1 protein-coding gene (cut by a window edge) is annotated in these 23,037 nt (G+C 48.7%); it reads left to right on the top strand.

What is annotated here, in order from left to right; all coding sequences use genetic code 11:
* Window positions 1-361 precede the first annotated feature (361 nt).
* The coding region annotated (locus NA59_RS05805) for an LEPR-XLL domain-containing protein (protein WP_198401061.1) crosses the window boundary (this coding region is incomplete at its 3' end): on the top strand, window positions 362-23,037 show 22,676 of its 54,001 nt. Its footprint extends 31,325 nt past the window's final position.

Below are 23,037 nucleotides of genomic sequence, written 5' to 3'. Positions count from 1 at the left end.
AAAACTTAATCTGTCCTGGTGGAGAAGTGTATCTTAAAAAGCAGATATTGTTGAAGTATCCGGGTTAACGGCGTGCGTAACAAAACGGAGTGAATCAATTGGCGTTATCACGAGGCCGAAGGCCGTGACGCGCAGCATAGGGGCTCGTTATAAAGACTGTGCATGCGTTAGCCTTTTAGCGTTTGAAGATTTAAGGGCTGGAGTCCATAACCTTTGGTTGGCATGTGTCTATAAGCACTTAAAGGCTTGTGGATAAGCAAGGAATATGTCAGATAAATGTCAGAATTTTGGTGTTTGAAATCGATTAAAATAAAACCAATTATAGATTATATACAGCATGCAATATGCAGAGGTTACAGCCATGTTTAAACGTAAAACAATCGCAGACTTAATCAAAAACGCTTTTAAAGTCGAGCCACTTGAGCAGCGTATTTTACTCTCTGCCGATCCGGTGATGGGGGGCGCACAGATTGTGCTTAATCGTGAGGTGGCACAAGAGGACTCGCCACTGGATTATTTTCATCAGGTTTATACGGTTGATTACTTTAAACAGCAAGAGCAAAGCCTTATTGTTCAGCGTCAAAGTCAAGAGTATGACCGTAACCAACTGGCGGATATGGAGTTTGATGTTAATCCGCATACCTTTGATTCGGCGTTGATACAGTCCTACGTTACTGAACAAGGTGTTACAGCAGGGCAACTGCATATTCAGCCAAATGAAACCCTGGGTGGTTCAGCGGTTCTGCCTTTTGATGTGTTCAACGATGGCGTGCTGTCACCTGGTTATTCACCCGGTACCTTGACAGTTGAGAACTATGTAAGCGGTTCGAATGCTGAGGTTATTATCGAAATAGCGGGTACTGCGCAGGGAACGCAATATGATTTTATTAATGTAGCCAACGAGGCGAGCTTGGATGGTACCTTAAAGATTCAGTTGCTTGAGGATTTTAAGCCAGCCGTCAATGATGAGTTCGTCATTTTTAATTATGACAACGTGACTGGAAAATTTGCGGATATCAAAGGGTTGTGGATTGAGGGTACTAATCTGTATTTTGATATCCAGCAAACCGATAAAGAAATAAAACTGGTCACTAAGCAACTCGCCTCCCCGTCAGTCGGTCAAATGCTGGCGGTTTTTGGTGCCGATTTGCAAGACCCTCTAGGCAAGACGCTCAATCTTGATTATTTCACATCGGCTAACAGTTTTGCGTTTGAGGGTGGTTTATCTGTTGGCGGTTTAGCGGTCAGTGGTGAAATCACTATCGACTATCATCTTGACTATAGTTTGAATGCAAGTGATGTGGATACAGCGAGTTTCTCGGTTTGGAATCTGGGGGTGAATAGTGGCTCTGCGACTTATCAACAAGGTGATGTGAGTCTAAATATCGCTGATTTTAAACTGGATATCTCATTCATTACGGCGAATGATTCTGCGGATAGCCGTCAATGGGTGTTGGCACAGGGTGCGGCGGCATCGGCTCAAATTGATTCTTCTTTATTCTCGTTCTCGGCATCCGATATTCAATTTAACTTTGCGGATATCGCAGGGCTGGATGTATCAGAAGTATTTGCACAAAACCAAAATTTACCGACTAACAATGTCACATTTGATGTAACTCAATTCAAGAATGGGCAGTCCGCTTTATCTGTTGGCGATGGTTCACTCCATTTAGTGGCCGGCACGCAAGAGGCGGGTGTGAAGCTAGCCGCTACTGAAGTGAGTGGTGCTTTTTTATTAAACGAGGCGGGGGTCGCCGGTGCTTTGCGTGTCGGTGAATTAGCGATTACCCAAGCCGACGGTGGTGCATTGCCAGGGTTGGCGATTAATAGTATTCGTGGTGTAAATGTAGGTTTTAACACCAGTGGTCAAGCCGTGACCTCAAGTTTAGATTCGACTTATTTTGATTACGCAGACCCAAAGTTTCATGATTTCATTGCGATTAACGCAGATATTGATCTAGCCTTATCGGCAGGACCAGTGGCCTACGCCTTGTCGGGTCAATTCGGCTTTACTAAAACAAAAATGGATGTCATTGAAGGGCAGGCGGCGCAGGATGTATTGCTGATGACCTTGGCAAATGGCGAAACTGCTTTAACCATTGGCGAAGCACCGGGTGGTGCAATGTTGCGTTTAACCGGTCTGAGCGGCGCTGGCATGATTGCGAATATTGCCGGCCAGTCTGGGGCGGCGGGACTGTTGAGCGTCGGCGCTGTGGCATTGACCGAGGCGGATGGCGTGACACCGTTGATTGCCGATTTAAGTTTTATGCCCATTAACTTACCCTTTAACTTCAACCTATTTGATTTTGACCCGAACTTGGATTTGGATTTTAATCTTAATTTGCCGAGCTTTGATTTATCGCTTACGGCCTTTCCCTTTGTGGATTTAAGCCTACCAGGCCTGCCCAGTTTAAATTTGCCAAGCTTCGATTTAAGTGGATTGTTGCCCAATATTGATTTGCCAAGCTTAAGTTTACCTGAATTGGGCTTTGCCTTACCGGGTTTTGATTTACCCGGTTTTGAGCTTAGCTTTCCTGAGATTGATCTGAATTGGCCTTATGTATCCTTAGCTGGATTAAACGACTTGTTCCCGGCCTTTGATTGGCCAGCGTTAAGCTTTCCAGAGTTGATGTTTGCCTTGCCAAGAATGAACTTACCTGGCTTAAAATTCGACTTTGATATTGAGGGATTAAGCCCTAATTGGCGCACGATGGATTGGCCGGATTTACAGTTGCATTTAGGCACGCTCACGCTACCTTGGCCAAATGTAAAATGGGCCGATTTTGATTTTGATGCCATCAAAGCGGTATTGGCTGATTTCGACTTACCCTCGATTGATTTCAATTGGGGCGATATGAAGGTGCCTGATATCATTTTAGCGATTAAAATGATTGGCTTGCCAGGTATGACAATTAGCTTTCCGGATGTGACCTTGTCTTGGCCAAGTTTTTCCGAGTTGGATTGGTCAGTTGAATGGCCCGATGTTGGCTTGCCTGATATTTCCTTGAAAAATTTCCTCAGCGCATTGAACGGGTTTGATTTGCCTGGTCTGTCCTTGTCTTTCCCTGATGTTGGTTTTGATTGGTTGGATATGACCTTACCTGATTTGTCAGACCATTTTCCAGACTTAAATATTGACTGGCCAAGTCTGAGTTTGCCGGCGTTTGTGTTAGCCTTGCCTAAACTCAATTTGCCTGAACTTAACTTGTCGATTTTTGATTTAAACCTGCCTGATTTTGCTTTCCCGAATGTGAATTTATCTGGGTTTGATTTTAATAATATTGACCTTAGTAAGCTCGGTTTTGCGATTGAGGGCTGGGTTGATTTGAGTTTAGGCGATGTGTTTACCCTGTCCGGTCAGTTAGCCTTTTCTAAAGATCAAGATGAGTTGATTATTCTAGGTGACCAAGTTGTCACCCTGTTTGGTCTGTCTGATTTTAGAGCGGGTGTCACGCAGGGGGATTTGGCGTTATTGATTAAAGCGGACAAAACCCTAGCATTAGATGTGGAAGGTAATATTGTTCTTGAAGGGGCCGGTTTTATAACGGATCGCCTCCGTGCTGATAGCGCACGCTTACAATACAACACCAGTGAGATAGATTACGCTCAACATCCCCGCACCCTCACCGTTGGGGATTTATCTAAAACCCTTACACTGCCCGCCGCAGTAGGCGAATCGCCTTATTTTGCATTGAATGTGACCAACCTGGTGGCCGATATTGAAGGCGGCGTGGGTATTTCCGGTGATTTTAGTTTTGCACGTCAAGTGGCTGAAGATAACTCAGTCACCCTTCTGATGACAGGGCAGCAGGTCAACGCTTATTTGGGTATGGAGTCGATGCGAGCGCAATTGAGCCAGGCTGACTTCATGATGGCGATTTTTGAGCAGGACGCGCAAACCCGCTATGCCATCTATGCGATAGGTGATGCGGCGTTAGTGGGGGTCACGCAGGTTACGCTGAATGGCCGTTTTGAGCTCATTTATAACCGTTCTGGTCAGGATAAAATTGACTTCGGTGGTACGGTCGGTGAAGTGAATTTTGGTACATCCGGTTCAGTTACCAAAGTCCGTGCGGATAATTTAAACCTTGATGTAGCCGGTTTTGTGGCGGTACAAGGAAATTTCGCGATTGAGAAAACCCGTGCGGAGGTCAGACTTTCTGATGGTCAAGACGTCACTGTCGATATCCTGACGTTAGGCACGCATCAAGTGGATGCTTTTGCTGGCGCTAATGCAGGCACAGATTCGGCACTAGGCTTTAATTTAACCGGCGCAGACATGGCGTTGGCGCTGATGACCGATATCAATAACAGCACGCGTCAATGGATGGCTTTGCAATCTTCTGTCGCCTCAGCCGCGTTTGTCGGTGTTGATGATTTAATGGTGCAGGCTGAAAACCTGGATTTAGTGATCAACAAAAACCTATCCACTCAAGGTACCCCGATTGCACAACCTGATATTAAACAGACTACTCAGCTAAAAGTGGATACGGATTTAGTCCTCGGTGATCTCGTTTTTGAGTACATGGGTTATCAAGCGATTGCTGGCTTTGCGCTTAACCGTACAGCAGCCAGTTTACGCGCTGAAATTCAAGCTAAAGTTGAAGAGGTGTTAATTCAATCAGGCGTGGAAAATGTGGCAGGTAATATCCATGTCAAAGGCACCCATGCAGAAGGTTTTATCATAGAGTTTGCTGGAGATTTAGCGGGCACGGATTATTCTGCTCTAACCCTTAGCGCCCAGGTGCCGAGCGTTAGCGCCCAAGTGACAGAAAAAGTTACGGGTCAAGCTGAAATGACATCTGTAACCCTAAACCCTGAAACCTTGAATGCACAATACCAATTAAAAACGGATGCTTCACAAGGTGAACTCACACTGATGTACGGTCAGCAACAAGCCCAGATCGTTATTACGGGTGACATGACCGATGAACAACTTCGTTTGGCACTGTTAGTGAAGTTAGAAGGCTTTAGCGGCATAGGTCAAGGCAATGTGCAGGTCACGGGTCAGCGCGATACGGGTTTTGATATTGAATTTATTGGTTCATTAGCGGGTAAACCCGTTACAAATTTAGCGGTGGCATTAAGTTTGCCGACGCCAACCGTTAGCGTCACCACGTTGCAGGATGGTGAGGTGATTGTCACAGGCTATGAAACCACAGGCCAGAATGTGAGTGAACGTCAACGCATTCATTTGAGTACCGCGGCTGGTTTGCTCACCAATTACAAACTCACGGTGAACGGGGTGGATACTGGACGTATCGATTTTTCACCACAAAGTCATACATCGACAGCTGGAAAGTTGCAGGCCGCGCTTGATAAGGCATTAGGTAAAAATAAAGTTAAAGTAACCTTTGATGCCAGCTCACACATAAATAATCCAGCCTTTTTTATCGATTTTATCGGTAAACTGGCTTATCAAGATATTCCGCAGATTACAGCCTTTGATAAAAATGGTGTGAATGTCACGATTACGACAGTACGTGATGGACAAACTCGAACGAAAACAGCGGTTGAAGAAGTTTTTGCAGAGTTCCAGCAGGTTCGTGTGAATCCGCAAATCGACACGCAGTTAAACCTTGTATTTGACATTGATGGTCAGGATTACACGACAACGAGCCTAGGCTTTAATGCCAGTGCCGAAGCTATCCTAAATGCACTGGTTGCAACTGGGGCAGGCACAGCAGCGGATTTTGATGTAACGGTGGATAACGGACGCTGGACAATTGAGTTTAGGGGTGCGCTTGCAGGGATTGATATCGGCAAAATACGTGCGAGTGTTGCGCCGATTACCGGTCATGCCAGCTTAGCTTTGGTACAGCAAGGCCTGGTTCGTGATAATGCCGTTACTGTCACCACGCCCGCGGTCAATGAAGTACAGCGCCTCGTGCTCCAAACTGAGGCACACGGTCATTTTACCCTCAGTTTAAATCATGGCGCTCAAACCTATACAACCGATAACATTGCATTTGATGCCAATTCCGCCGCGATCAAATCCGCATTAATCGCGGCTTTGCCCGAAGGTACCGATCTCAGCATAGTGCGTAAAGCACCGGGAACGTGGGATATTACCTTCAAAGGCGCTTTAGCCGGAACCCCGCTTAATTTATTGCAAGTCAATACCCAACCTACCGCCGCGCAAGCCAATATCACGGTTTTGCAAAAGGGTGAAGTGATTACACAGCCTAATTTGGTGGCAGATATCGACCCGAATCTCGTGGTTGACTTTGCGGTTTCTGAACTAGTCGTGGCAACAGGTATCTCTACCTCATTTACATTAGAGCTGGATGGTTCGGTCGGCCAACAAATGCGCGTTTCGGGTGATATGGCACTCGATGTGTTTGGTTTTATGCAGGTTGATGGCTACTTTGCGCTTGAAAAAGCCATCACCACGGCACAAGATGCCCAAGGCAACACAGTGGCGGTCGATCGTCTAGTAATCGCTGGCGGCGGCTTAAACGCGTTTGTGGGTAGTCAAGGGGGGACGCCTGACGCAGCTGGTCTAAACGTCACCGAAATGGATTTTGTTCTCGGCTTGTTCAGTGAGCGCGGTGAGGGTGAAAACTTACGCAATTGGACGGCGGGTAAAGCATCGGTAGTGTCTGCCGAGTTGGTCGGTGTGAACGATATCACTTTGGCAGGTGAGCGCATGAGTTTGGTGATTAACCAAGCCGCTGCAGATGGCAGTGTATTGGATTTTTCCGCTGACAAGGCGATAGCGCTTGAAGTGATGGCCGGTATTGATATGGCGCTTGATCTTGATGGCGCTTTAGGTAAGCAAATCGCCTTTAGCGGACAGATCATTGCGGGCATTGCCGGCAGTGAAGTGAGTGCCTATGCAACCGTAAGTCAATACGGCGCTGAGGATTTACAAATCACGCTAGAAGAAGGCGCACTCAGCCTAGTGGCCGGAAGCGTAAAATTGAGTGCCAGCGAGATTAACGGCGGTTTTGTGTTGTCTGATCAAGGTGCGGCAGGGGTCTTGCGTGTCGGACACTTAGGTTTAACAGATGACCAAGATAATCCACTTAGCGGTTTAGCGATCGCGCAAATTCGCAGCGTTAACCTAGGTTTTAACACCACAGGCCAAGCCAAAAAGGCCGGCTTTGATGGACTCGCGTTTGACTACACAGACGCGCGACACCACGAATTTTTTGCACTGGGTGCGGATTTAGACCTAGGACTCTCGTTTGGCGATGTGAGCTACACCCTATCTGGGCAAGTGGGTATCGTACGCGAACAAATGGAACTCGAAGCCGGTGTCTCTCAGCACGGCTTTATCATCACACTCAACCAAGGACAAACCGCGCTCACCGTGGGTGAGGGAGGTGCCGGTGTTCAGCTTAACCTCAGCGGGCTTGCCGGTGTGGTCATGCTCGCCGACATCAACAACCAAAGCGGCATGATCGGTCAACTCAATGTCGGTTCGATTGCGCTCACAAAAGCCGATGGCACCACGCCACTCATTGAAGACCTAGAGATGCGTGTTGAAGACCTCCCATTCAACATCAACACCTTTGAACTCAGCGCCGAGCTTGCGGCAAAAATAACGCTGCCCGACTTTAACCTCTCGATGGCGCAATTCCCGTTCATCGACTTCAGTCTACCCACATTACCCAGCTTCAACCTAGCCAGCCTCAGTGGCCTTGCCGGGCAAATCGATTGGCAAGGGCTCAGCCTAGACCAACTGGGGCTAGCACTGCCCAATATCGGCTTTGACATCCCCGGTCTTGAATTGCTCAAACTCGCCAACATGTCCTTAGCAGACCTGTTAAACCCCGACAATAGCACACCGGATTGGCAAAACATCAACCTAACGGAACTCCTGTTCACCCTTGGGCAGCGCGAACTAGGCTTAGGTGAGCTTGCCATGCCTGATTTTGGACTCCTGATCGAGCGTTATAGCCAACAATGGGCGAGCTTATTGCCAGCGGTCAAACTAGCCGACCTTCAAGCCACCTTAAGTGCCTTAAACATCAACATTGACATTGACCCCTCTGCACTCGGTCTTGAAGACCTGCTCAACAAACTGCATCAAGTAGGGCAAACACTCGGAACCTTCGGCATTACGTTACCCACGATTCCAGCCGATCTCAAAGACAAAAAACTGACTGAACTCAGTGATGCGCGCCCCGAGCTCAAACTAGACTGGGCCAACATCACCTTGCCCGAATTCCTAATGAGCCTGCCAAAACTCGGAATTGACGGATTAAAAGTCAACTTCGCGTTCGACCAACTGCTCCCAGAATGGCCGGATATCAGCCTAGGTGGACTTGCAGACTACCTCAAAGGTTTAATTCCCGAAGGACAAACCCAATTCCAAGGCTATCAAACCGATGACGCCTCCGCCCCTTGGAACATCGACTGGCCCAACCTCAGCCTAACTGAGTTCGTGTTCAATCTACCCAAACTCAACCTCAGCGGCTTTAACCTCGACATGCTCGGCCTTAAAATGCCAAGCCTAGGTGGTATGTTTGACTTTAACTTCGGCTTGCCTAACCTCAACCTCAGCGGGCTAGGTGACTACCTCAAAGGCCTGATCCCCGAAGGACAAACGGAACACAACGGCTATAAAACCGACGATAGCTCAGCGCCTTGGAACCTCGACTGGCCAAACCTAAGTCTGCCAGAGTTCGTCTTCAGCTTACCGAAGCTCAATATCCCAGGGCTAGAACTCAACCTGAGCAACCTACTCAAAGCCAACGATATCAATTGGCCGCAAGTCACACTCAGTGAATTACTTGCATTTAAAGACATAGATATCCCAGAACTCAGCCTATCCGAGTTCATGAACAAACTCAACCAACTTAACCTCACCGGTATAACGCTCAACCTACCGGAAACCTACAGTGAAGAAAACAACAAAAAAGTCAAAGACTACCCCTTCGACTTAGCACTTAGCTTACCAGCGTTCCTGTTTAATCTGCCAAGCCTGCCGGACATCAGTCTCGACATCGACTATGGCGCCTTGTTACCGACTTGGCCAAATGTCACATTGGAAGGGCTCAAAGACTACTTCAAAACCGAAGGCCAACAAACCCCCGCCGCAAACAGCCAAGGTGCGGCGATTGACTGGTCAAGCCTCAGCCTGCCACAAATTGCACTGGCGCTCCCCAAACTCAATCTACCGGGTCTCGATTTAGACCTATGGTCACTGCAACTCCCTAAACACCCGTTTATCGATGCGGCGCTAGAACAACTGCCGTTCAACATTGACTTACAGAAAAAAGGCTTCAGCCTGTTTGGTGAACTCAGCCTGAAATACGCGAACAATGTCCAGATTGACGGCCGTTTTGGAATAGACAAAAACGCTGAAACCGGTCAACTACTGTTTATCTCCCAAGACGCCAGCGCTATCCTAGGTGCTGGTGACTACCGTGCCGGGGTAACCGGTGCCGATCTGGGTCTCGTTTTTGACACCCGAGGCATGGCGCTTGAAGCGCGTGGTGCCTTGTCGGTCGAGCTAGGCGACATCGCCGAACTCAGCGCCGAGCAAGCCTCGCTCTACCTAAACACCACCGGCGAAAATTGGACGGGTGAAAACATTGTCATTGGTGAGCTTGATTACACCTTCAACCAACTTGATGCCAACGACCTCAGAGGCGTGGCCCTCAGTAACGCCAACCTTGCGTTGGGTGACTTCCTACACATCAGCGGTAGCCTAGCGATTACCAGTGGCATTCAAGACATTCAATTGGCAGACGGCTCACGCGTGAGTGCAGACCTGTTGTCCATCGGCGGTCAAGGCATCAATGCCTTTTTTTGTAGCAATGGCGGCACCGATCAAGCGGTGGGTCTAAATCTTGTCGATTTGAATTTAGGCTTGGCGTTGATGACCGACACGGCGGATGAAACCCGTTCTTGGACCAGTGTACAAGCCAATGCCAAATCAGCAGGCCTGGTGGGTGTAGACGGCTTGACATTACGCGGCGAGCAATTGGTGCTGGAAATCAATAAAGCCAGCCATGTCGATTTAGCGGTGGTGGATTATGCTGAAGAGGCCACCGAATTAGCGGTGAGGACCGGTGCAGGTGAACAGGACTGGATGCAATTTGACATGCTGGGAGCCGAAGCCGAAAAGCTGCGTGTATCCGGCGAATTTGATTTTGATTTGTTTGGGTTTGTGCAAGTCAAAGGCGGCTTGGCGATTGAGAAACGTCGCGATACCTTCTATCTGAACGATGGCGTATTCCCCGATCCTGAGGATGAAACCGATACCCGCGAAGCCAAAGCGCCAACCCGCATGAGCGGTGATGTTCTCACTATCGGTGCGAATGGTCTCGATGGATTTGCAGGCCTGAATGGTGGAAGTGATGATGCGATAGGCTTGTTGCTTGAAGATCTAAACCTGGCCTTAGCTATTGTCAATGAAACGGATGGCGATAAACGCCAATTTGTCAGCATGGATGCCTTAGTTGGGCAGGTGGCTTTTGTTGGCTTGGAGGGCGTCACGCTTGCGGCCAGCGATCTCGCGATTGAAATTAACCAAGGTGTCGCCGGTGTGAATGGTGCGCCGGACACCGTGATTGATTACAGCTTCCAGCAGTTAGAAGTGCTGACGATGACTGGCGAGATGCAAAAGCTGAATCTTGATGGTAGTGTTGGCCAATTAATGCGTGCCGCAGGTTATCTAGAGCTCGATTTATTTGGTTTCGTAACCCTTGAAGGCCATTTGGCATTTGAAAAGTCTACTACGGAGATTACGCTGGCTAACCAAGAAACCTTGGCGGTTGATTTGTTGGCATTAGGCGGCAAGGACTTGAACGCGTTTGTGGGAGCCAATACCGGTGATAATCGCATAGGTTTTGCACTTAGCGATACGGAGTTGGCCTTGGCGATGATGTCGAGTCGCGTCGATGCCTCGCGTTCATGGACCAGTTTGCAAGGTCTCGCGGGTGGACTTGGTTTTGAAGGCATTGATGGGTTAGTGGCGTCAGGAGAGGCGTTAACTATTGCATTTAACACCGCGAATAAAGCCGGAGACAGTGTTGTCGATTTTTCTGAAGAGGCAACCTCATTAACCATTGCCACCGGTAAAGATACCGATTATCAATTCACTTTAGACGGACAGCGCGGCGAACTTTTTGAAGCCTATGGCGAACTTGAACTCGATGTGTTTGGCTTTTTTATGGTGCAGGGCGGATTTGGAATAAGCAAGTCTATCGCACAAGAGCAAATTCAGTTGTCTGATGGCACCAAGATTGCCAAAGCCGATTTGATCACGATTGGTGCTTCGAATGTAGACGCGTTTGTGGGGATTAACGGTGCCTATAACGAACAGGGCGAATTAGCTGAAAGCGCGATAGGTTTAGCCTTAGGGCAAACCAATTTCGCATTGGCCATTATTACCGATTTAGCGAACGCCAATAAGTTTACCAGCTTGCAAGCGGGTGCCGGCTTGGCGGAATTTGTGGGTGTAGATGGCTTAACTGTTCGCGTAGAAGAATTACAAGTTAACTTAAACCAGGGTATTCACCTTGCGGCCCAACCCGAAACCACGATTCGTGTGAATACCCAACTTGCTCTCAGCTTGCCGAGTGATTTTATCGGTACCTTGCGTTTAGAGCAGGGTACGCAGCAGCAAAGCATTGAAGTGCTAAATAGCACCACGCAGTTTGCATTGATTCAGCAGCTCACTCAAGCGTTTGAAGCCTTAGTGGGTGAGGGTAATGTCAAAATAAGCGGCAACCGTTTAGAAGGGTTTGTCGTTGAATTTATCGGTGCGCTTTCAGGTCAAACACCTGAACAGATCGGTGAGTTTGCCCTCGTGCTCACCGCAGCGGATGCGAGCGTGGAATCCAGTGTCACCCGCGAAGCGGTGGCCGGCGCGAATGAAATCAAACTGCTCACCATTAAAACCGAGCGAGAGGTGCCGCCGCGCGCTGACATCAGCGTCGAATCAACCTCACAAGGTAATAGTGGCGTGAATGAGTTACAGCGTATTACGCTGAATAGTTCACAGGGCGTGTCATCGAGTGCACAAACTCAGGTTAGTCAGCTGGTGGCGGGGCAACCTGCGCAACAAGGCGGGGCAACGGTCACTTTCTTGTTAGGTGTAGTTGAAAACAACTTCCGTGCTTTCCTTGTTGATCAGCCTCTAAAATCGGTGTCAGGTCATTATTATGGTAAGGACTACGCGCGTAATGCTCAAGAGTTGCAGGACGTCTTCTGGAAGCTGTTGAAGAAAGTGCCAGGCAATGAAGCCATTACTAAAAATCAAATTCAAGTGGTTCATGACACGAAATTTAAAGATAAAGACAATAAAGCGCAACGCTATCAAATCAGCTTTGTAGGTATGGATTCCGTGCCAGACTTAGGCTTTAGACTGACGTCGGCGGTGTCTTCGAAAGAGCTTAGCTTTAAGCAAACCGGCAATGGCGGTGTGGCGATCAGCGAACAACAACGTGTAACGCTAGATTACACTGGAACCGGTACCTTTGCGTTAAGCCTGAAACACGCAGGACAAACCTATGTCACTGGTGCAATGGCGTTTGGTGCGAGTGCTGAAGTCGTTCAAAATGCCTTGAACACCCAGTTAGCCGATGTCGGATCTGTGACGGTAGTTCAAAATGGTGCGCGCTATGACATCACCTTTAATGGTGGGCTAGCCGGCGTGGACTTGCCGAACTTACAAGTCAAAACCTATCCAGATAGCGCAAAAACCACGGGTAGCTTTAAGCTGCAATTTAATGGTCAAACCACGGCGGATATCCTTTACACCGATGATGTCACGCTGCAAGCCAAACGTATCCAAATCGCGTTAGAGCAATTAAGCGCTATTGGTCAAGGCAATATTGTGGTTAATTACAATGTTTCACAAAGTACGCTCACCGCCAAGCAGTTTGATGTGCAATTTACAGGCGATTTAGCGCAAGCGGATCAAGCACAACTTAGCATTCAAAGCCAATTACAACACGGTACATTGGCGATCAGCACCGTTAAACAGGGGCAAGCGGCCAGTAGCGCCGCCCAGCGTTTGTGGATTGACACGGCAAGCGAAACCGAAGGCACATTTAAACTGAGTTTGAACTACAGTGGTCAAACCTATACCACCGCCGCTATAGCGCTGCAGGCCGATGCCGGCGCGATTCAAACCGCATTAAACAATGCACTCAGCTCAGTCGGTGGTGTGACTGTTAGCGCGCATAACGGGCTGTTTGATATTGCCTTTACCGGCGATTTAGCGGGTAAAAACCTCCAGACCCTTCGTGTACAAGCGGTAAAAGTGCTGGAGCGTGAAACCACCGGAACCTTCCGTATTTCGATGGACGGCGTCTACTCGTCGGATATTGTATACACCGCCGACCGCAGTCTGATGGCTCAGCGCATTGAAGCGGCGTTGCAAGCCATGGACAATGTGGGCCTACAAAATGTTGAAGTTGTTTATAACGCCGAGCGTAGCAATAACATCAATGCCGCGTTTGAGTTGCGTTATCTCAATGCGTTAGCCTTTGTGGATGTCGATAATATCACCAGTCATTTTGGTACGCTTGAGCTGGGTATTGTATTGCCAACGAATCTTCAGCAGGGTCAAGCTAAACGTGCGGAAGTTCAACAGTTTAGTATCGTCAGCGAAGACAAAAACCAAACATTCAAACTCGATTTTGAGCATGCCGGTCAAAGCTATGTAACCGACTGGTTAAGCGCCAATTTAACGGAGGATGAATTACAACAATCGATTAATACGACTTTGGCCAGTTTGGCGGGTTATCAAGCCGAGGTTGCCTTCTTTAATGGTCGCACCTTGCAACTCAGTTTTGAAGGCTTATGGCTAGGCGTAGACGTGCCAATGGTGCAGATGGTGCTGCAACCGAAAACACCCGTTGGAACCCTTAATCTGCAGCAAGCAGGCTACACCGACGTTCTTGAGCAAAAAGCCGAACAGGACTTAGTGGTTGATTATGCCGCAGGTGCAACACAGTTGGTTATTCCGACTGGATCAACCTCTAGCTTCCAATTTGATATGGACGGCTCACGCGGTTTCTTGATGGAGGTGCGCGGCGAACTTGAGATTGACCTGTTTGGGTTTGCGCAAGTATCCGGTGAGTTGGCACTTGAGAAATCAGTCCAAACCGTTCAGCTTAGCGATGGCAGTCTTGTTGCGGTCAATATGCTATCGGTCGGCGGTAATCAGTTGAATGCGTTTGTTGGCAATAATGGCGGACAAGATAATGAACTAGGCTTTAAGCTCAGTGATACGCAGTTTGCCTTCGCTATTTTAGCCGAACGTCAAGACGGTTCATTGAATGAATTACGCAGTTGGACAAGTGTTCAAGCGACAGCGGGTCAGGTCGCGTTTGTCGGCGTTGAGGGATTGGTTGTGAGTGCAGACACCCTTGGGTTAAACATAAACCAAGCCTCTAAAGACGGTCAGTTAGTGGATTACTATGCCCAAAATTTAGCGGTTCAAACAGGCCCTACCCGCGATGGCGAGCCAAGTTTGTTGATGCTCAATATGGATGGGCAGCAAGGAGAGTTGAAGCGTTTAACAGGGCAGATGACCTTTGACCTCTTTGGCTTTATGCAAGTAACAGGCGATTTTGGCGTTGAGCAGCGCAATCAAACGGTTGATACCTATAACGTTAGCACTCAACTGGCTGAGAAAGACATTGCTACCCGTATGTTGACGCTAGGTGGATCGAATGTCAGTGCGTTTGTCGGTACCCATGGCGGCCAAGCTAATGCAGTCGGATTTGACGCACAACAAGTGGAATTTGCGCTCGCCTTTATCACAGAAATTGACGGCGCAAAACGAAACTGGACCAGTTTAGAAGCGACACTTGATCAAGCGGCGTTTATCGGGGTTGATGATTTAACCATCGCCGCTCGCCAGCTTGGTGTCGCGATTAACCAAGCCGCTGTGGATCATTCGGTGATTGATTATCGAACCACGAACCTATCCGTGCTTACTGGGCCCGCAAGCAGCTATAGCCTGACCATGGATGGGCGTTTAGGCGCGCTTACACAAGTGGCCGGTGAAATGGATATTGACCTGTTTGGCTTTGTGCAGCTTAGTGGTGAGTTTGCGATGGTTTACAGCCAAGGGCAAACCATCACGTTGGCCGATGGTAGTCAGCGTCAAGTCAGTACGCTTACCCTAGGTGGCAAGGACTTAAATGCCTTTGCCGGCATGGAGGGTGCAACAGAAAACGCGCTCGGTTTGCAGTTAATTGGCGTCGAAATGGCGCTAGCACTCTTTACTGATACTCAAGATCAGACGCGCGGTTGGCAAACCTTCCAGGCCAAAGTTGGCAGTGCCGGCTTAGTCGGCTTGGATGGCGTCACGCTGCGTGGGGAGAATCTTCATGTTGAAATCAACCGCGCCACGCAACAGGGCGATGCGGTGGTGGATTACAGTGAAAACAAAACGGATATCAGCGTGCAGACCGGTGCGCAATCTGATCAGAAAATGGCGTTGGTGATTGATGGCAAACAGGGCGAAGTATATCGCGCCAGCGGTAACATTGACATTGACCTATTCAGTGCCGTACAACTTCGTGGCGGCATGGCGATTGAGCAGCGCACGGAAACCCTAACGCTGAATGATGGTGTGGTGAGTGAAGACCCTGAGTTGGCTAAAGCCGCTACCGAAATTGAAACGCGTTTATTGACCTTTGGCGGTTTAGAGTTGGATGCCTTTATGGGCTTTAACGGCAATACGGCTGATGCGGTCGGTTTAGCGCTAGGACGTGTGACCTTTGGTTTAGCCCTTGCACGCGAAAAAGACGGTGAAAAACGTAAGTTTACCAGCCTGAGTGCCGATGTAGGTTCTGCCGGTTTTGTCGGTGTGGACGCACTTGATTTGAGTGTGAAGAACTTTAGTCTTGAGTTAAACCAAGGGGTTAAGGGCTTAAATGGTGCCTCGGATACGGTGCTGGATTTCAGTCATCGCCATCTTGAGGTTTTAGCCGGACCCAATGATGCACGCGTGGCTTTAACCGTCGATGGTCAGCAGGGTGAAATGATTAAAGCCGAGGGTGAAGTGGCCTTTAATCTGTTTAACTTTATGTCGCTTGAAGGGCAATTTGCTTTCCTAATGAACACCACCGACATTACCTTGGCGGCGAATGATCAGGGTGAAGCAGAAGTGATACAGGCCGACTTAATTAGTGTCGGTGGTCGTAACATTAATGCGTTTGTCGGTGCGAACGCTTCGTCAGCGGAGCGTATTGGTTTTGCGTTGAGTGATGCCGAATTTGGTTTGGCTATTATGACGGATCGCGCCGATAGCGCACGCAGCTGGACCACGCTTCAAGCCACGGCGGGTGAGCTCGGGTTTGTGGGCATTGAAGGCCTAGTTGCTCGTGGAACACAACTGGACGTGGCGATTAACACCGCGGGGCGCGAAGGCGACAGCGTGGTGGATTATGCCGAAGGCAAAACCCAGCTAGGTGTGCAAACGGGGCTGCTTCCAGAACAACGTGTGACCTTTAGCCTGGATGGCGCGGATGGAGAAAGTTTCCATGCTTCCGGTGCGCTAGAGCTGGATATGTTTGGCTTCTTTATGGTGAAAGGCGGTTTTGGAATCAGTAAAACCGTTTCACAAGACCAAATTGTGTTATCCGATGGTTCACGGATTGCAAGCGCCGACCTAATCACGATTGGCGGTAGCAATATTCATGCGTTTGTCGGTGCGAATGGTGCTTACAATGAGCAGGGTGAGCTGGTTGAACAGGCCATAGGTTTAGCCTTAGGCGAAGCGAATTTTGGTCTGGCCTTGATTACTGATCAAGCGGATCCAAGCCGAACCTTTACCAGCTTGCAAGCGGATGCTGGGCTGGCTGGATTTGTTGGTATTGAGGGTTTAACCCTTAAGGTTGAAGACCTGCGAGTCAATATTAACCAAGGGATCATGTTGCCTGCTGAAGCGGAAGTCATTACCCGGGTCAATACCCAGCTTGCCTTGTCGATAGAGCCAAACTTTATCGGTGAGTTGGCCATCAGTCTTGGTGATGCGACACAAACCTTAACCATTGGCGCGTTTGATAGCCAAGCACAAATTGTTGCAGGCCTGCGTGGCGCATTTGAAGCCCTTGTTGGTGAAGGCAATGTAGTGGTCACCGGCAATCGTTATCAAGGCTTTGAGATTGAATTTGTGGGTCATTTAGTGGGTAAAACGCCTGCTGAAATTGGCGAGATCACCGTCGCCGCGAGTTTTGCGCCGGCACAGGGCGACGTGGGCATAATTCAAGATGCATTTGCTGGACTGAGCGAAGAAAAACGTATTACACTCGTGGCTGAGCGTGCCGAACCCGCACCGGTTGATATCAAGATCACCACAGAAACACAAGCACAAGCGGGTTTAACCGAGAAAAACACCATTCTCTTTACCACCCCTAATCAAGCGGGAGACTATACCGTCTTCTTCAGTGATGATGGCTTGGTGACCACCACACAAGACGCACAAAGCGGTGTCAGTGAAACCCAACGTATTACTTTGGTGGCCGATACGCAAGCACCGCCTTCGAGCGCAAAAGCGACGGTCACTACCGTGCAAAATGGCAGTGCACTCGCACAAAACGAAAAATACACCGTCACCTTCACCAATGAACACGGTTACCAAGGCTTTAAACTTTATTTTGTTAAAGATGGAAAGTTGCCGGTGACCTATAACCACAACTATGCGAAGAATGTAGCGCAAACCATTGATGAATTGAAAACCGCCTATGCGGAATTGTTGAAAGACTCTACCAACGGTGTTGTCAATAAAAACAATATTCAAGTGTTGCGTGATACCAGTTACACCGGCTCAGGTAATCGCTATACCATCGAATTTGTTGGTCAGCTTGCGGGTGTGCAAGTCGGTGCCATTGCGATGACCTCGGAAAAAGGCACCTTCCGTTATATTCACAATCACAAAGCTACCGAAGCACAGTCGGAAGTCCAGCGTGTCAAGATCGATTACAGCGGCGTCGGCAGCTTCAACCTCAGCTTGACGCATAACGGTGTCACCTACACCACCACCGACATTAACTTTGGCGCGAATGCCGCTACTGTCGCCTATGCGCTCAATGCGAAACTCGGTGCGGATAGTGTCAGCGTTACCAAAGAAGGTCAGGACTACCTTATTGCTTTCCAAGGTAATTATGCCGGCAAAGATATCGCGAGCTTAACCGCGAATGTCAAACCCAAAGCGCAAGCGCCATCAGGCAGCTTTACCTTGAGCTTTGATGGTTACACCACCTCAGCCATTCAATACACCTCGGACACGGCTGCCTTAGCCAAACGAATTGAAACGGCGCTGGCTGGACTGAGTGCTATCGGTGCGGGCAATATCAGCGTATCGGTCAATCCAAATTTAAGCAACAGTAGCCAAACCAGTTTTGATCTGCGATTCCAAGGCCAAAAAGCACAATTGAATGTGGCGCAGATTAGCGCCAATACCGATGCCTTAGCACAAGCCGCGCTTAAGGTGACAACGGTAATCCAGGGTGTCGATGCCAAAGCCCACACCCAGCGTGTGACCTTGGGTGATGATGCGGCTGAGCATGGTTATCGATTAGCCTTAACCTATTTAGGCAAAACTTACAGCACGGGCTTGATAGCGGGCAACGCAACCCAAGCACAGATTCAAACCGCCGTGAACGGCGCGTTCGGTCAGATCAACGGCGCAAAATTTGATGTCATCGAAGACTACAACGATAGCTATGAAATTGCGTTCAGTGGCAGCTTATTAGGTCAAACACTCAATACCCTTGCGATTCAAGTCGAGGGTGCGACCGAGCCGGTTAAAACCGGAACCGGACAATTTGTGGTTGGCGATATTGATCAAAATATCCTAAACCTAAGAAATGCCTATGCCCAGCTCTTAACCACCTCGATTGAAAATATTCAAGTTGATTATGATGCGTCGGAACGCTCAGGTCAGCGTTATGTCATCAGCTTTGTCGGTGATTTAGATTTAACCGATATTGCCAGTAAAGGCATTAGCATAAGTGGAACCAGTATTCGTTATGCCTTGTTGCAAAATGGTGCTCAGCCAGTAGCACAAGTGCAAAAAATCAAGTTGGATCGAGCAGCAGAAACCCAAGGGCATTTCAGCCTAACCTTGACACAGGGCAACCAGGCCTGGTCGGTCAATGATCTCGCGTTTGGTATCAGTGCACAGGCTTTAGAAGAACAAATCAACCTTGCTACAGCGGGTATGTTCGAGGTGAAGATCACGGCAGCGGGTACGGATGGTTATTTGGTGCATTTTGATGATGCTCGTGTGATAGGTCAGACCTTTGCCATTACTGTGTCTCATGTTTATGTTGAACCCGAAGTGGCATCAGGCACCTTTACGATTAGTTTAGAAGGACAGCATACTGCGCCAATTGACTACACGGCGAATAGTACGCTTATGGCCCAGCGCTTACAAATCGCGCTAGAAGGTTTGCACGGTGCAGGCAATGTGGTGGTGAGTGTGGATGCGGATCAAAGTGGTCCTAACGTAAACTCGTTTATAGTACGCTATCAAAATGAACTGGCTAATCAAGATATTGCAGGGTTTACCACGCACTTCGGTAATCTCTATCTGGCACAGGCGATACCAAGTAATATCACTCAGGGGCAAGCGCCGAAAGCACAGGTTCAGCAAATCACGATTGATTCTGAAGATAACGCACAAACCTATCGTCTTGGGTTAGCACATCAAGGGCAGACATTAGAAAGTGCGTCTATCGATTCTGCGATGACTCAAGCCGAAGTGCAAGCCGTGATAGACGCGATGTTTGCCAATATTGACGGCGCACAAGTCAGCGTGTTGTTCTTCAATGGTTTGAATCTTCAACTCCGTTTTGCCGGTAGTTTGTTAGGTCAATCCCTTGATGTGATGAGTGTGACGGTCGAAGCCAAAGCGGCCAACCCAACGCTTGTGCAAGCGCAAGCCGGCTTTACCGATGTTAAAGAAGCCTTGCCTGTTCGTACGCTCGTGGTGGATTACAGCGAGGATGCGACGGCCCTAACCCTGCGAAACGGTCCAGATTCGACCTATACGCTAGATATGGATGGCGAGCTCGGTGAGATTATGGAAGTGCGCGCGGATCTTGCGATTAACGTCGCTGATTTTGTTGAATTAAACGGAACGTTTGTATTTAGTAACAGCAAGCAAGGCGAACAAACCCGATTTATCGGTTTAGGCGAAAACATCAATGCGCGTCTATCGGCAGGCGATGCCGCCCATGTTAGCTTAACGGGTGCGCAGTTTGGTTTGTACACCGATTCAAGCACGAATGCGTTTGCGTTTGAATTATCGAAGGGCGTATTCAGCGCCGGTATTGCAGGCCTGGGTGCAATCACGGCGGATGAAGTCTTGGTGCAGTATACCAACGCCACGACGGCGATTGCAGATGGCTTTACGATTGAAGCCTTGGGTTTAAGTTATCGCTTTAATGAAATCGCCGCCAACACGGTCGCGTTTGGCGTGAAGGGTTTCAGTGCCAATGTGGCTGACTTTGTAACACTAAGCGGTGATTTTGGCTTCAAAAAACAAGGCAATGACCTTATTGCGGTCGGTAATAACGTCAGTGCAGGACTTGAAGCCGGCGCCGATTATGTGCGTTTAAATGAGGCTGAGTTTGGCTTAATTGCAGGTGAAGGCAAAACCGCATTTGAACTGTCGAAGGGCAAGCTCGATGTAGATATTGTCGGTTTAGGCGGTATCGGTGCGCAAGAAGTCATTGTGCAATACACCAATGCCACGACCTCCGTCGAGGCGGCCACTCAAATCGGTGTCGGCAGTATCAACTACACCTTTGCTAGTGATATTGCGGCCAACACCGTCGCGTTTGGCGTGAAGGGCTTTAGCGCCAATGTGGCTGACTTTGTAACACTAAGCGGTGATTTTGGCTTCAAAAAACAAGGCGGTGACATTGTGGCCGTCGGTAATAATATCAGTGCCGGTTTAAGCTCTGGCCCTGCATCGGTATCCGTGTCGAATGCAAACTTTGGTTTAATTTCAAATGCCGACGGTGGATTAGTGTTTGCGTTACAAGACGGTGCATTTGCGGCGGCCTTAAATCCATTGGCCAGTGTCAGTGCCGCGGCAGTCAGTCTACGTTATGCGTCAGGCGCGAGTGTAGCGAAAGAGAGAAGCGTTTCGGTCGGATCGATTGAATTTAGTTTTGATAGGGCCATCAACAGCGGCGATAAAGGCTTTGATGTTGTCCAGTTGAGTGCGGAACTGGCTGGTGGCGCGGTGAGCTTACTCGGCGATGCCTCGTTTGATATGGATAACAAGGGCAATATTGTCGCCGGCTTTAAAGGGTCGCTTGATGTTGTCAGCATGTTAAGCGTGTCAGGAAACTATCAACTGCAGTTTGATGCGGCAGCCGGTGAAACCCGTGTAGCGGGTACCGACATGACGTTTGATGTTGTCGTCGGTGGTGTGGACCTGATGAACTTTAGCAAGGGTAGTGGTGGTTTATTATTGACCTCTAAAGGGGTCGCGGCGACCTTGTCGGGTGATTTAGCCTTGCTAAAGGGTGTGCCCGGTATCAAGCTAAACGCCGACCAGTTTACGGCGGCGTTTAACACCATCGATCGTCGTGTTAAAGAAGACTTTAGCCTGGGTGGTCAAACCATTGAATTGGACACCAAAGCCGGGCCGTCTTATTTAGCATTGGAAGCGAAGCAAGCGACGGTTGGGTTGTTTGGTTTAGAGGTCTCCGGTCATGTTGGTTTTGAGAAGTCTCGCACCGCCGCAGGCGATCAAATGGTGGCTTACTTCCGTGATGTATCGATTGACGGTTTTGATGGTGAAGGTACCGATGATGGTGTCAAGCTCAATATTACGGATGCGCAGGGTACGTTTGCCTTGATGCCGGGTGAAGGCATGGTGGGTCAATTAGCCTTTAAGGCTGAAGCCGGTATCCCTGGGATTGATGCCGGGGGCGATGCGATTATTTATTTCAACGATCTGGGTCGCGCGATTAGCCTAGAAGGAAAATTTGGGGTACTAGACATTGCGGCGGCGGGGCAAAACAACGCGACCGTGTGGGTTGAAATTGCGGTTGAACTAGAGCTGGATTTAAGTTTCCCAGGTATTGAACTTTCCGGTGTCTTTAGTATTGCGACCTCGCAATCGGTCGGCGGTTCAACGGTGGTGATTGGTAATCAGGTAAGCGGCTTTATTGGCGATACTAGCCCTGGCGGTATTGGATTGCGCCTGACCGATGGTCAAGGCTTTTTTATTGATACCGATGGAACAAAAGCGGGCTTTATTACAGGCACGGTGTCGTTTGAAGGTGTTGATGGCGTAAAAATGGAGAGTACGCTTACTTTACGCTACAGTCAGTTTGGTCATGCTATCAGTGAAACCTTTGAAATTGGTGGTGAGGCGTTTGCGGTTGAGTTCACCGCGCAAGAAATCGCCACAAATAAAGACAATCCTTTTGTTCTACTGATGGGTACGGATGTCAACCTGGCATTAGGCGACTTTGTTAGTCTCAGTGGCGACTTTGCCTTTGGACAGGTCGGCAATGAACTGCTTGCGATTGGTCGTAATGTCAATGCGCGTCTTGAGGTGCGGTCTGACCGAGTGAGCGTTGAAGGCGCCGATTTTGGTATGGTGATAGGGAAAAATGGCATAGGATTTGAAACCACTAAGGGCGATCTTGAAATAGGTCTTGGCTATTTTAGCGATGTAACCGCTGAGAATGTCACCTTCCGTTACCGTGAAGATGATCCTAATATTGCGGCTAATCGTCAAATTTCACTTGGTGACCTCAATTACACCTTTGAAGACGCGTTCGGGAATTCACCGGGAGAAGAAATTTATTTTGCCGCAGAAAATGTGCAAGCGGATTTGTTTGGCATTATTAGCCTAACCGGCGATATGAGTTTTGGTATCGGCGACGGTATTCTGAATGCGTCCGGTACCGATTTCAACCTAATCTTTAGTTTGGGTGATGACATTGAAGCGTCTATTCGTGACGCGGATTTTGACATGAAAATGGGCTCAAAATTAAGTTTCTCCATTGACGGTTTAATGGCTCTGCGAGCCTATGACTTTATTGATATTGAAAAGCAGGTCACCCTATCACAAGAATTCTTTAC

This window comes from Thiomicrospira microaerophila (assembly GCF_000934765.1).
In the GTDB taxonomy this organism is placed as follows: domain Bacteria; phylum Pseudomonadota; class Gammaproteobacteria; order Thiomicrospirales; family Thiomicrospiraceae; genus Thiomicrospira; species Thiomicrospira microaerophila.
This window is presented reverse-complemented; position numbering and strand designations above follow the sequence as displayed.